We start from the raw sequence: 11,911 nt of genomic DNA, 5'->3' as shown, positions 1-11,911 counted from the left end.
GGGGTTGGGGGAGGGGTGGAGTTGTAAATCCCGAAAAAAAAAATAGCCCGCCTAGACGAACTATTTTTTAAAAACCCCAAATTATAGAGGCAATAACTACAAAATCATCAACGCTTCGCCAACTTCTTAGTCAGCTTCCGCAACCGTACCGACTTCGGTGTCACTTCCACCAATTCATCCGAGCCGATATATTCCAAAGCACGCTCTAAACTCATATCAATCGGTGACTGTAACTGTACCAATTCATCACCAGTAGCAGAGCGATGGTTAGTCAACTGCTTCGTCTTACAGATATTCAAGTCGATATCTTGAGGGCGATTGCTTTCCCCAATAATCATACCTTTGTAAACCTTAGTACTTGGAGTAATAAAGAATACACCTCTGTCTTCCGCATTCTTCATCGCGTAGAAAGTCGAAACCCCTTCCTCAAAGGAAATAATCACCCCATTACGGCGAGTTTCCACATCACCAGATAGAGAACGGTAGTCTAGAAAACTATGATTCATGATGCCATCACCACGAGTCTGACGCATGAACTCACCCCGGAATCCAATTAAACCACGAGCCGGAATCACAAATTCTAACTGAGTGCGGCCATTACCACCCATCTGCATATCCTGCATTTCACCCTTCCGTTGCCCAAGGCGCTCAATACAGCCACCAACAGCTTCTTCAGGAACATCTAGCACCAAAAGTTCATAAGGCTCGCAGGGTTGCCCGTTGACTTCCCGGTAAATTACTTGAGGCTGGGATACCTGAAACTCATATCCCTCGCGGCGCATAGTTTCAATTAAAATACCCAGATGGAGTTCACCCCGGCCAGAAACCAGGAATTTATCAGGCGAATCGCTTTCTTCTACCCGTAGTGCGACGTTCGTTTCTAATTCTCGCATTAAGCGATCGCGCAATTGTCGCGATGTCACAAACTGCCCTTCTTGCCCTGCAAACGGCGAATCGTTCACCGAGAAAGTCATCTGCAAGGTAGGCTCATCTACTTTAATTAGAGGTAAAGCTTGAGGCTCATTAGGACAAGTAATCGTCTCGCCAATATTTGCATTAGCAAAGCCCGCCACAGCCACCAGGTTTCCGGCAGTTGATTCTGCTAATTCAACCCGCTTCAACCCTTCAAAGCCCATCAACTTGGTAATTTTACCCTTGACAATTTCCCCAGTTTCTGTTACCAAAGCTGCTTGCTGACCCGATCTAATCGTACCATTGTGAATTCTGCCAATGATAATGCGACCGACATATTCAGAATAGTCGAGGGTTGTCACTTGCAATTGCAGCGGCTTAGTTGCATCTCCCACAGGAGGCGGTACATGGCGGAGAATGGCTTCAAACATGGCTTTCATATCTGTCCCCTCTCCATCGAGAGTCTCTTTAGCGAAACCTGCTAAACCTGAAGCAAATAGATAAGGGAAATCGCACTGATCGTCGTCTGCACCTAATTCTAGGAACAAGTCGATCACTTTATCAATAGCTCCATGGGGATCGGCTTGAGGGCGGTCAATTTTATTGACAATGACAATTGGGCGAAGTCCCTTTTCCAGGGCTTTTTTGAGGACGAATCGGGTTTGGGGCATCGGTCCTTCATTAGCGTCTACAATTAGGAGACAGCCATCCACCATACCCAATACTCGTTCAACTTCACCACCAAAGTCAGCGTGACCTGGAGTATCGACGATATTAATTAAGGTCTCTTTGTAGCGAACAGCAGTATTCTTAGACAAAATTGTAATACCCCGTTCCCGTTCCAGGTCATTGGAATCCATGACGCAGGTTGGGACTTCTTCCCCCTCGCGGAAGATACCCGATTGTCGGAGTAAGGAATCAACGAGAGTGGTTTTGCCGTGATCGACGTGAGCGATGATAGCGACGTTGCGAATTGGGAGTGTCATACAGGGGTTAGAGGATAGATCTCGAAAGATAGAAATTTTACTAAAGATTTCTTAACAATTATAGCGTACAAGGGTGTCGGATGTGTGGCAAGAGTTTAAGGATTATGGGCTAGAGGTTAGGGGCTAGAGGCTATGGGCTAGAGGTTAGGGGCTAGAGGCTATGGGCAAGAGTTCTTGAAACTGGTAAAAGTTATGAGTCAAAATAAACAAATAAAGTCGAACATTATCCGCCAAGGATCGTCCCACTCTCTTTGGCACGATCCCTACCATTTACTCCTTACTATTGACTGGTATTGGTTTCTGGGGCTAATTGGGTTAGCCTATATCATGACTAATGCCCTATTTGCCCTTTTGTATCTGGCAGGAGGCGATTGCATTCAAAACGCTCGTCATGGCTATTTCTGGGATGCCTTTTTCTTTAGCGTACAGACAATGGCATCCATTGGCTATGGTGCTATGTATCCTCTGCGAGAATGTACTTATACAAATATCCTCGTCACGATCGAATCTATAACAGGTTTGATGGTTTTAACTGTTGCTACTGGACTAATGTTTGCCCGCTTCTCTCGCCCAACCGCAAAAGTATTATTCAGTCGAGTTGCTGTTATTTCACCCTATAACGGTGTCCCAACTTTAATGTTTCGCACGGCAAACCAGCGACACAATCAGATTCTTCAAGCGGAGTTACAGGTGACTTTGGTACGGAATCAAGTCACGTTGGAAGGAGAATTTATGCGGCGTTTCTACGATTTGAAATTAGTCCGCAGCCAATCCCTCGTTTTTGCCTTGACCTGGACGGCAATGCACCAGATCGATCGAGGTAGTCCTCTCTATGGGGCAACAGCCGAGTCTCTCGCCCAGATGGAAGCGGAGATTGTGATAATGCTTACTGGTATTGATGATACAGTTTCTCAGGCTATTCATGCTCGTTACTCTTACATGGCAGAGGAATTGCTGTGGAATCACCGTTTTGTGGATATATTGGTGAGGAAAGGGGATGGAGGGAGCGTTATCGACTACACCCGCTTTCACGATGTTAGAGAGAGCTGATTCAGAAAAGGGTGTATTATGTAGAATTCAGGGTGTGGGTAAAAAATATTTAATTAACTACCAATATTGTGCGGATATTCAGTCAAAAGTCCACAATAAATACAATAATTTTGGGAAATAAGCAATGGCTTGGTTAGTTGGACAGAAACTTCATGACGGCAGGTACACTATCGAACGGGAATTAGGGAGAGGATATTTTGGTATTACTTACCTAGTCAGCGATCGCGATCGCAAGCGACTAGCAATCGAAACTATCAGCGATGACTTACTCAGTCAGTTAACTCCACCAGAAATCGATAATCTTCAGGAAAAGTTTCTCCAAGAGGCAGTTAAGTTGGCAAAATGCAAACACTCTCATATTGTTCACATTAAAGAACCTTTTTTGGAAGGGAATCAAGTCTGTATTGTGATGGAGTATATTGATGGAGTCGATTTAGCTAGTCGTGCCCAACATCAATTACCAGAAGCTGAGGCGTTACGCTATATCCAGCAGATGGGTGAGGCGCTGAATGCCGTTCACGAAAATGGATTAGTCCATCGGAATGTTAAGCCAGCAAATATTTTGCTACGGGCTGGTAAGTCGGAAGCGGTTTTAATTGATTTCGGCTTGGCACGGGGATCTGATAATCCTTTAACTACTCTCGATCCTAATACAGCAGATGGATTCGATTCCCTGGAACTTTATCATGCTGATGCTCAATTAGGAGCTTATACTGATATCTATTCCTTAGCAGGAACCTTGTATTTTTTGTTAACAGGACAAATTCCACCAACAGCAATGGAGCGCAGCCTAGGTAGAGCCAGATTAACTGCACCAAAACAGATTAATTCTCAGGTTAGCGATCGCACTAATGAAGCAATTATAACAGGAATGGCATTAGCAGCGGCAGATCGACCTCAAACAATGCAAGATTGGCTGGATATATTAGGAGTACAACGTCAAGTTCCTCTCCCTTGGCAGAATGGGAATTTTATGACGTGGTTGGCTGTCATTGCCACGATTGCGGCTGTAATTGGCACGATTGCAGCATGGTTAGTGCTGAAACCATCTCCACCACCAAAACCAACGGGTACGCCAAAATCACAATTAATTCAGCCGATGAGGGATATTTTAATTACTCATAAATTAACCTAACCCCCTAACCCCCTCTCCTGCAAGGGAAGGGGGAAATAGACTCCCCTCTCCTTGCAGGAGAGGGGCTGGGGGAGAGGTCAACAATTACTAAAATCTCCTGCCAAATTACAACAACTTCCCCAAGACCAACATAAATCCAGGTACAATATCTTCACCACTCAAAGTCGCTGTCGCCGGATACTGTGTAATTGTTCTATCCGCACGATAAACTAAAGCTTGCCGATTCTTCCGATCGATCAACCATCCCAACCGCACCCCATTAGCAATATACTCTTCCATCTTGGTTTTTAGGGTTTCCAAACTATCGGTTTTAGAACGAATTTCGATGATAAAATCTGGTGCTAAATTGATAAATCCATCTTCTCCCTCATCCCATCCTTCTGGTAAGCGTTCCTTGGAAATAAATGCTGCATCAGGCGATCTTATAGCACCATTCGGCAATTTAAACCCAGTACTAGAACTAAATACTTCACCTAAATTATGACTTTCTACCCAAGATAAAATGGCTAATCGCTAAAATAAATTATGAGGAATAAGTAATAATGAGTAAGTTATTTAGAGAAGAAGCTGCTGTATCTTTAACAATCGCCAGTACTCAGAATCCTCTAGTAAAATCAATCAGAAAACTCCACAACTCGAAGGGAAGGCGAGAACAACAATTACTATTATTAGAAGGAACACACCTATTAGCAGAAGCTTGTGCGGTGGATTATCCGTTAGTAACAGTTTGCTGTACCTTACAATGGCAGGAATCTCATCCCCAATTGTGGGAAAATGCAGTTAGTCGGTGTGAAAGAGCGGAATTAGTCAGTCAGGAGGTGCTAAATGCGATCGCAACTACTGTGAATCCCGATGGCATTGTCGCTACCGTTAAACGTCCCCTCATCCCCTCATCCCCCCAATTCCCAACATCCCTCGGTTTAGCTTTGGAAACTATCCAAGATCCCGGTAATTTGGGTACAATAATTCGTACAGCAGCAGGAGCAGGTGCTGATGGTTTGTGGCTCAGTTCTGATAGTGTAGATCTCGATAATCCTAAAGTATTACGTTCTTCAGCAGGACAATGGTTTCGCCTACCTGTAACTGTCTGTCCTGATTTAACAGAATTAGTCGGTCAATGTCAAGATCGAGGCATCCAAATTGTCGCCACATTACCTGATGCTACCTTAACTTACTGGGAACTAGACTGGCGCGTCCCTACCCTAATTTTACTGGGTAATGAAGCAGCAGGACTGAGGACAGAATTAACCGAATTAGCCGATCGACAAGTGAAAATTCCCCTCTGGCGTGGGGTAGAATCATTAAATGTTGCGATCGCAGCTTCTTTAATGTTATACGAGGCACAACGCCAACGTGTAGTTCCATAGTTAACATAATTACTTAAACACTATAAGAGAGATTACAAAATCTTGAAGTGGATCGCAATAGTGTGTAAAATCCTAAAAAGGTTATTAGCCCTCCTTTGGATTATTCGACCATAGTAGCTGAAACGACGCAATCTCGTCAACTATTAATAATTAATCTCAATAAAATCAACGAAGTTAAGCCACTTTCAGCCTTTGCTCATTTGTTACGTTATGTAAATTACTTTGTTTTTGAGGGAGAGGGGTTGGGGGTGAGTTGGCACTCCCCACTCCCCACTCCCTACTCCCCACTCCCTACTCCCCATCTTCTAACAACTCCTCATCACCAAAAAACTGTGCCAAATCAGCAGCTACTTCTTCGAGCAAGAATAAATCAATCGAGGCTTCAGAAGCGCTATCGGTTGGCTTGGGAGAAGGAGATTTACTGCTAGGACGATCTTGGGCTAAGATATTTTCTAGTTCCTCAAGGGAATCCATAAAAGCTTTCGCAGCAGCAATGCGTAGATTTTTTTGAGGATCATCCATAAATTTTGATTCCCTGGCTTGACACTCACGCCCTACCTTCTTCAACAACTCGCCGTCTGGCAACAAGATTCCTCCAACTCCCAAAATGCCAAATATCCACCTAGAATGCCGCAAAGGGGAAACCTACTGTGGGTAAGTTCATTATGCTAAACATTACGCAGTGCTAATTTAAAGATAACAGCAGGAGTAATATAGCTGGATAACCATACATTCCAGCATATTTTGACAAACCGATCAATCTTGTAGCTGCAACCAGACAATCAATCTAATGCTGGCTATAGTTTTGTTCCGTTGCCCCCATAATACCCCACTCCCCACTCCCTGCTACCCTCTGCTGTTGAAAAAACGCGACCAAAAACTTGCATTGATTCATCGGTAAAGTTGAGAATAGGGAGGGGAACGATATCAGCGGAGATTAATGTGAGTCAAGAATTTGATTACGATTTGGTCATTATCGGCGCAGGTGTAGGCGGGCACGGCGCGGCTTTACACGCGGTGAGCTGTGGTCTTAAGACTGCTATTATTGAATCGGCTGAAATGGGTGGTACTTGTGTGAATCGCGGTTGTATCCCCTCAAAAGCACTATTAGCAGCATCAGGTAGAGTGCGAGAGTTACGGAATGCTCACCACCTCAAGGCGTTGGGAATTCAGGTGAGTGGGGTTGAGTTTGACAGAAGCGCGATCGCAGATCATGCTGGTAATCTGGTTTCTAAGATTCGTGGAGATCTCACCAACAGCCTCAAACGCCTAGGAGTTGATATTATTCAGGGTTGGGGAAGGTTAGCTGGTGCGCAAAAAGTATCTGTTACTACAGACAGCGGTGAAAAAACTATTACCGCCAAAGACGTTATTCTGTCTACGGGTTCGATACCTTTTGTCCCACCGGGTATTACGATTGACGGGAAAACGGTATTTACCAGTGACGATGCCATCAAGTTAGATTGGTTACCTCAGTGGGTGGCAATTATCGGTAGTGGTTACATTGGTTTGGAGTTTGCTGATGTTTACACAGCATTAGGTTCGGAAATTACCATCATAGAAGCCCTCGACCAGTTAATGCCAACTTTTGACCCAGATATTGCTAAACTGGCGACGCGGATTTTAATTACCCCTCGCGATATTGAAACCCATGTGGGTAAGTTAGCGATCAAAGTGACTCCGGGTTCCCCAGTAGTTATTGAATTAGCGGATACTAAAACAAAAGAGGTTGTCGATATCCTCGAAGTCGATGCTTGTTTAGTGGCGACAGGGAGAATTCCCTTTACCAAAGACTTGGGATTGGAAACCCTAGGCTTAGAAACAGATCGACGCGGCTTTATCACTGTAGATGATACAATGGCAGTCCTCTCTGGAACAGAACCAGTGCCACATCTATGGGCAATTGGCGATGCCACAGGAAAAATGATGTTAGCTCACGCCGCCTCAGCCCAAGGTATTGTCGCTGTAGAAAATATCTGTGGGCGCGATCGCACTGTAGACTATCTGAGTATCCCCGCAGCAGCCTTTACCCATCCAGAAATTAGCTATGCTGGATTAACGGAACCTGCGGCTAAGGAGTTAGGTGAAAAAGAAGGATTTGAAGTAGTATCTGTAAAAAGCTACTTTAAAGGAAATTCTAAGGCGATCGCAGAAGGAGAAGCCGAAGGTATCGCTAAGGTAATCTACCGTAAGGATACAGGGGAAATCCTCGGTGTCCACATTCTGGGGATTCATGCCTCTGATTTAATTCATGAAGCATCAAACGCGATCGCACAACGTCAATCTGTCAATACTCTAGCCTATTTAGTCCACGCTCATCCTACTCTGTCAGAAGTGTTGGATGAAGCTTATAAACGAGCTAGTTTTAGTCATTAGTTATTGGTTGTTGGTTATTGGTTATTGGTTATTGGTTTGCTGTTCTCTTCCTTAGTGTCTTTGTGGTTAAATAATTCCGGATTATTCCATAGCGGGAATAGAGTAAAAACAAAAGTAAAAAAGGGAAATGGGCAACAGATATCAGGCTAGCAAATAGCAGTTAAGATGTAATCTTATAGCGTAATGTGGGAAAAAGTAACGGCGGATGTAAGAATCGAAAATAGGTAATGAAGAATAACTAACAACAAACAACTAACTAACAACTAACTAACAACAAATAACTAACAACTAAATGGAAATTCGTCGCCGTCCCCCCAATCCTCGTGTTAACGTAGATATTCTACACTATAAAGTAGCTCTACCAGATTCAGAGCCTCGCAATATTCTAGAAGAAATAATCTGGCAGAAAGAAACAGAAGTTGACCAAATGCGGGAAAAACTTACATTAGGTGAATTACGCAAGCAAGTCGATCAATTACCACCACCGCGTGATTTCTTAGGCGCATTAAGTAATAGTAAAACTCGTCCAGCTTTAATTGCTGAAGTCAAAAAAGCATCTCCTAGCAAAGGAGTAATTAGGGCAGATTTTGACCCAGTAGATATCGCAGAATCTTATAAAAGAGGAGGTGCCAGTGCAATATCTGTCCTAACCGACAAAAAATTCTTCCAAGGAAGCTGGGATAATCTGGCAAAAGTTCGCGCTGCTCTTGACTTACCTCTACTATGTAAAGACTTCATCATATATCCTTACCAAATCTATCTCGCTCGGAGCCACGGCGCTGATGCAGTTTTGCTGATTGCCGCCGTTTTATCAGATAAAGACCTTCAATACTTTGTTAAAATAGCAAAAGTCCTGTCAATTACACCATTGATCGAAGTTCATACCCTTGCCGAGTTAGATCGCGTATTATCTCTAGATGGCGTTACCCTAGTAGGTATAAATAATCGTAACTTGGAGGATTTTTCTGTAGACTTACAAACGACTTGCCAAATTCTATCAGCCAGGGGTAACCAGCTACAGGAAAGAGGCATTTTAGTTGTCAGTGAGTCAGGATTACATACCAGCGCTGATTTAGCGCAGGTTGTAGAGGCGGGTGCGACAGCAGTTTTGATTGGCGAATCACTAGTAAAACAGCCAGATCCAGAAATGGCGATCGCAAAATTGTTTTCTAGTCTCTAAGTAGTAAGCGATCAAACTACTGACTCTGGTGGCAGAGTATCAAGCTTATCGATTCATCCACTTGAGGTAAACCAGATTTCATGGAGCCAATTCCCCTTCCATCATATATTCATTACGAACTACTACTCCAACTTCTAGAGCGTCAAACATCCTTTGCGGCAAATAGCCAACCAGCAGTGCGAGAGCAGGTACAGCAACTGATTGCCACCCTCCGCAAAGCCTTAGCCCAGCAGAAACAACTTGAAGCAAGCTGCGAGCGAGCCAAATTGCCCATTGAGTACCGTTGGTCTCTCAATGATATCAGAGTTGAGTCAGAAAACTGGACAGATAGTGCTTCTGCCCGTGAAAAACCAGAAATTAATCATTAATTCCGAAAGAAATAGGCAAGTCTCTTGTATTTTAAAAAGTCATGCGTTCTTTATTAGAGGGGATAGATAATGGATAACAAGTTAATGCTGATGATTCCCGGACCAACACCAGTACCGGAAAAAGTGTTGCTCGCCTTGGCGAAGCATCCCATCGGTCACCGTAGCGCTGACTTTAGCGCTATTATGGCAGAAGTAACCGAAAACCTCAAATGGCTGCACCAAACCCAAAATGATGTTTTAATCCTAACCGCCAGCGGGACAGGGGCAATGGAAGCAGGAATTATTAATTTCCTCAGTCCAGGCGATCGCGTTTTGGTAGGATCTAATGGTAAATTCGGCGATCGTTGGGCAAAACTGAGTAAAGCTTTTGGTCTTAATGTGGAGACAGTCACCGCTGAGTCTGGCAAAGCCCTGAATCCGGAAGAGTTTAAAGAAAAGCTGGTTGCTGATACCGAAAAGACAATCAAAGCCGTCATTATCACCCATTCGGAAACCTCCACAGGTGTCCTCAACGATCTGAAAACGATTAACCGTTATGTTAAAGATCATGGGGAAGCCCTGATTATCGTTGATGCTGTTACCAGTTTGGGTGCGGTAAATATACCTATTGACGACTGGGGTCTTGATGTGGTAGGGTCTGGCTCTCAAAAGGGTTACATGATTCCGCCTGGATTGGGGTTTGTATCAGTTAGTGCTAAGGCTTGGGAAGCTTATAAAACTGCAAAATTACCTCGATTTTATTTGGATTTGGGTCCTTGCCGCAAATCAGCAGCTAAAAATACCACCCCTTTTACCCCGGCGATTAGCATGGTAATTGCCTTGCAAGTTGCTCTACAGATGATGAGGGCTGAGGGGTTAGAATCTATTTTCGCCCGTCACCAGCGTCTGATGGGGGCAACTCGCGCCGCAATGAAAGCCCTTTCGTTGCCTCTATTTGCTCCTGATGAAGCCGCTAGCCCAGCAATCACAGCGGTAGCGCCTGTATCAGTTGAATCGGAAAAAATCCGCTCAGTGATGAAAAAGCGCTTTGACATTATTCTAGCTGGCGGACAAGATGAACTATCAGGGAAAATTTTCCGGATGGGGCATCTGGGATTTGTTTGCGATCGCGATATCCTAGCTGCGATCGCGTCATTGGAAGCAACGCTAACAGAATTGGGTTATGAATCTTTTACTCCTGGTGCAGGGGTTGCGGCGGCTGCTCAAGTTTTGACTCAATCGTAAAATTGAGGTTAGAGGTTAAAAGCCATTAGTTTCATGTAGGGTGGGCACTCCCCTGGAGAAGTTGAAAAGCTGATGATTACGTTAGTGGGGAGTGCCCACCCTACGCTTATTGAAACTGGTGCAAGATCTGAGTTAAAAGCCATTAACCATTAGCACCATAGCAAAAAAGAGCGAGTCATTGAATGACTCGCTCTTTTTTTTTGGTTTGTTGGTATCGATTTGGATTGAGAGAAATAATGAATAAAAACAATCTATCAACTCTCCGGTAATTTGCCTGGGGGCTAGCTTAACCAGAAGACGTAAGCACTTGGACATGACTCTAGAAATCTCCTCGTCGATTTATCCAGTCTTAAGCCGTTTCCAGCCAATCATAAATTTGGTCTAATTGTTTGAGGGTGACCAAGCCGTATTGCCATAGAATCATAGGTAACGGACCTGGATCTTGTTCCCGGAAACGTTGCGCGATCGCAAGTGACGCTGTGGGAATTGCTAACTCTTCTTGGAGAAAGCGTATAAATCTAGAATATGTTGCGGGTGCCATAATTTCCTTCACCTCCTTTTGTTCTATTGTGGTATTAGGGTACACTTCCCTTGAGTCATTAGTAGACAGTATTTGAGCTGTCCATGGTTAGTGCGGTTCTTTACTCTATCTTGAGTTCGATCGCTTTAACCAGATCTGTTTCAAATCACACTCAATCCGAGATCTTAATCAACAGAGTGACTTACAGCAGATTGCAGGTTTATGAAGTACACAAGAGAAACCGGGTTTCTCTGCACCTCACATACCTGAAAATTGCTGTAACTTGCCGACTAGGCAGTAGGGGCTGGGGATGAGAGACTGGGAAAGAAGCATTTAATCGCCCCTAACCCCTCTTAAGGTTTGTTTCAACCGCTTCAAGGGATCTTGAAAAGTCTATTTCAAACCGTTATCGTCACACAAACAGACGGTTTGATGAAACCCGTCTCATCGCTGCTAATTCACCCATTGCCATCAAAGCTATTTGTCAAGCAAAAGCTTTACTCAAGAGGGAGTACGCTGTTAGCCTCACTTTCTTCACACCATTACACCGCCATTTCAGGCTTGGCTACCCGAGCGTAACACCGATGGATTTTTTTTCTTTGTTTGTAGTAATCTCCCGGACAGGCAGATATCTTAAGATCAAGATCGGCGAAACCCTGAATTCTTAATCCCACCTTAAGAAAGCGTATCGTATTTTTACTGAAAATGGGCAAAATGTTAATTACTATTTTAAATAGCGTTAATAAAAATTTAAGATAAGGGTGAGATCTTGGGATTCGGGGTGTTGCTTGAC

General features: G+C 44.0%; 11 protein-coding genes and 1 pseudogene. 7 read left to right on the top strand and 5 right to left on the bottom strand.

From position 1 onward, the window contains the following. Nucleotides 1-107: 107 nt before the first annotated feature. Complete coding sequence (gene typA / locus NJ959_RS17655; protein ID WP_254013056.1) at nt 108-1,898, bottom strand: translational GTPase TypA; 1,791 nt, start codon at nt 1,896-1,898, stop codon at nt 108-110. Between the two features lie 192 nt (nt 1,899-2,090). Here typA and NJ959_RS17650 point away from each other — a divergent pair, with 192 nt between their 5' ends. After that, complete coding sequence (locus NJ959_RS17650) at nt 2,091-2,948, top strand: ion channel (RefSeq protein ID WP_254013055.1); 858 nt, start codon at nt 2,091-2,093, stop codon at nt 2,946-2,948. Between the two features lie 124 nt (nt 2,949-3,072). Further along, entirely contained in the window at nt 3,073-4,083 is a 1,011-nt protein-coding gene (locus NJ959_RS17645; RefSeq protein WP_254013054.1) for a serine/threonine-protein kinase, read from the top strand. Between the two features lie 105 nt (nt 4,084-4,188). Here the strand turns inward: NJ959_RS17645 and NJ959_RS17640 are convergent. Next, a pseudogene (locus NJ959_RS17640) lies at nt 4,189-4,587 on the bottom strand (Uma2 family endonuclease); the annotation flags it as partial. A gap of 38 nt (nt 4,588-4,625) precedes the next feature. Between NJ959_RS17640 and NJ959_RS17635 the strand changes: the two are divergent. Next, nucleotides 4,626-5,450, top strand: a complete 825-nt coding sequence (locus NJ959_RS17635; protein WP_254013053.1) for a TrmH family RNA methyltransferase — start codon at nt 4,626-4,628, stop codon at nt 5,448-5,450. Nucleotides 5,451-5,741: 291 nt separating this feature from the next. Here the strand turns inward: NJ959_RS17635 and NJ959_RS17630 are convergent, their stop codons facing one another. After that, a complete protein-coding gene (locus tag NJ959_RS17630) occupies nt 5,742-5,972 on the bottom strand; it encodes a hypothetical protein (protein WP_254013052.1) in 231 nt (76 codons plus the stop codon). 420 nt (nt 5,973-6,392) lie between these two features. Between NJ959_RS17630 and lpdA the strand changes: the two genes are divergently transcribed. From lpdA to NJ959_RS17610, 4 genes are all read left to right on the top strand, one after another. Further along, nucleotides 6,393-7,826 (top strand): dihydrolipoyl dehydrogenase, encoded by a 1,434-nt coding sequence (lpdA, locus tag NJ959_RS17625; RefSeq protein ID WP_254013051.1) that lies wholly within the window; start codon nt 6,393-6,395, stop codon nt 7,824-7,826. 292 nt (nt 7,827-8,118) lie between these two features. Further along, entirely contained in the window at nt 8,119-9,006 is an 888-nt protein-coding gene (gene trpC, locus NJ959_RS17620; RefSeq protein WP_254013050.1) for an indole-3-glycerol phosphate synthase TrpC, read from the top strand. An 80-nt stretch (nt 9,007-9,086) separates the two neighbouring features. After that, nucleotides 9,087-9,374, top strand: a complete 288-nt coding sequence (locus tag NJ959_RS17615) for a DUF5340 domain-containing protein (protein ID WP_254013049.1) — start codon at nt 9,087-9,089, stop codon at nt 9,372-9,374. A gap of 69 nt (nt 9,375-9,443) precedes the next feature. Beyond that, nucleotides 9,444-10,598, top strand: a complete 1,155-nt coding sequence (locus NJ959_RS17610; RefSeq protein WP_254013048.1) for a pyridoxal-phosphate-dependent aminotransferase family protein — start codon at nt 9,444-9,446, stop codon at nt 10,596-10,598. Between the two features lie 349 nt (nt 10,599-10,947). Here the strand turns inward: NJ959_RS17610 and NJ959_RS17605 are convergent, their stop codons facing one another. Both NJ959_RS17605 and NJ959_RS17600 read right to left on the bottom strand, forming a co-directional pair. Next, a complete protein-coding gene (locus NJ959_RS17605) occupies nt 10,948-11,139 on the bottom strand; it encodes a DUF2949 domain-containing protein (protein ID WP_254013047.1) in 192 nt (63 codons plus the stop codon). A gap of 521 nt (nt 11,140-11,660) precedes the next feature. Next, nucleotides 11,661-11,911, bottom strand: a 251-nt coding sequence (locus tag NJ959_RS17600; RefSeq protein WP_254013046.1) for a hypothetical protein, incomplete at its 5' end; no start/stop codon positions are given.

The sequence above is a fragment of the Limnofasciculus baicalensis BBK-W-15 genome (genome assembly GCF_024178385.1).
GTDB lineage: Bacteria > Cyanobacteriota > Cyanobacteriia > Cyanobacteriales > Coleofasciculaceae > Limnofasciculus > Limnofasciculus baicalensis.
Note: the sequence above shows the minus strand (reverse complement) of the source record. Positions and strands in the feature narration are given on the sequence as shown.

Coding starts and splice junctions, on each gene's coding strand:
- typA (WP_254013056.1), bottom strand. CDS start 1,898: ATGACACTCCCAATTCGCAACGTCGCTATCATCGCTCACGTCGATCAC.
- NJ959_RS17650 (WP_254013055.1), top strand. CDS start 2,091: ATGAGTCAAAATAAACAAATAAAGTCGAACATTATCCGCCAAGGATCG.
- NJ959_RS17645 (WP_254013054.1), top strand. CDS start 3,073: ATGGCTTGGTTAGTTGGACAGAAACTTCATGACGGCAGGTACACTATC.
- NJ959_RS17635 (WP_254013053.1), top strand. CDS start 4,626: ATGAGTAAGTTATTTAGAGAAGAAGCTGCTGTATCTTTAACAATCGCC.
- NJ959_RS17630 (WP_254013052.1), bottom strand. CDS start 5,972: ATGGATGATCCTCAAAAAAATCTACGCATTGCTGCTGCGAAAGCTTTT.
- trpC (WP_254013050.1), top strand. CDS start 8,119: ATGGAAATTCGTCGCCGTCCCCCCAATCCTCGTGTTAACGTAGATATT.
- NJ959_RS17615 (WP_254013049.1), top strand. CDS start 9,087: ATGGAGCCAATTCCCCTTCCATCATATATTCATTACGAACTACTACTC.
- NJ959_RS17610 (WP_254013048.1), top strand. CDS start 9,444: ATGGATAACAAGTTAATGCTGATGATTCCCGGACCAACACCAGTACCG.
- NJ959_RS17605 (WP_254013047.1), bottom strand. CDS start 11,139: ATGGCACCCGCAACATATTCTAGATTTATACGCTTTCTCCAAGAAGAG.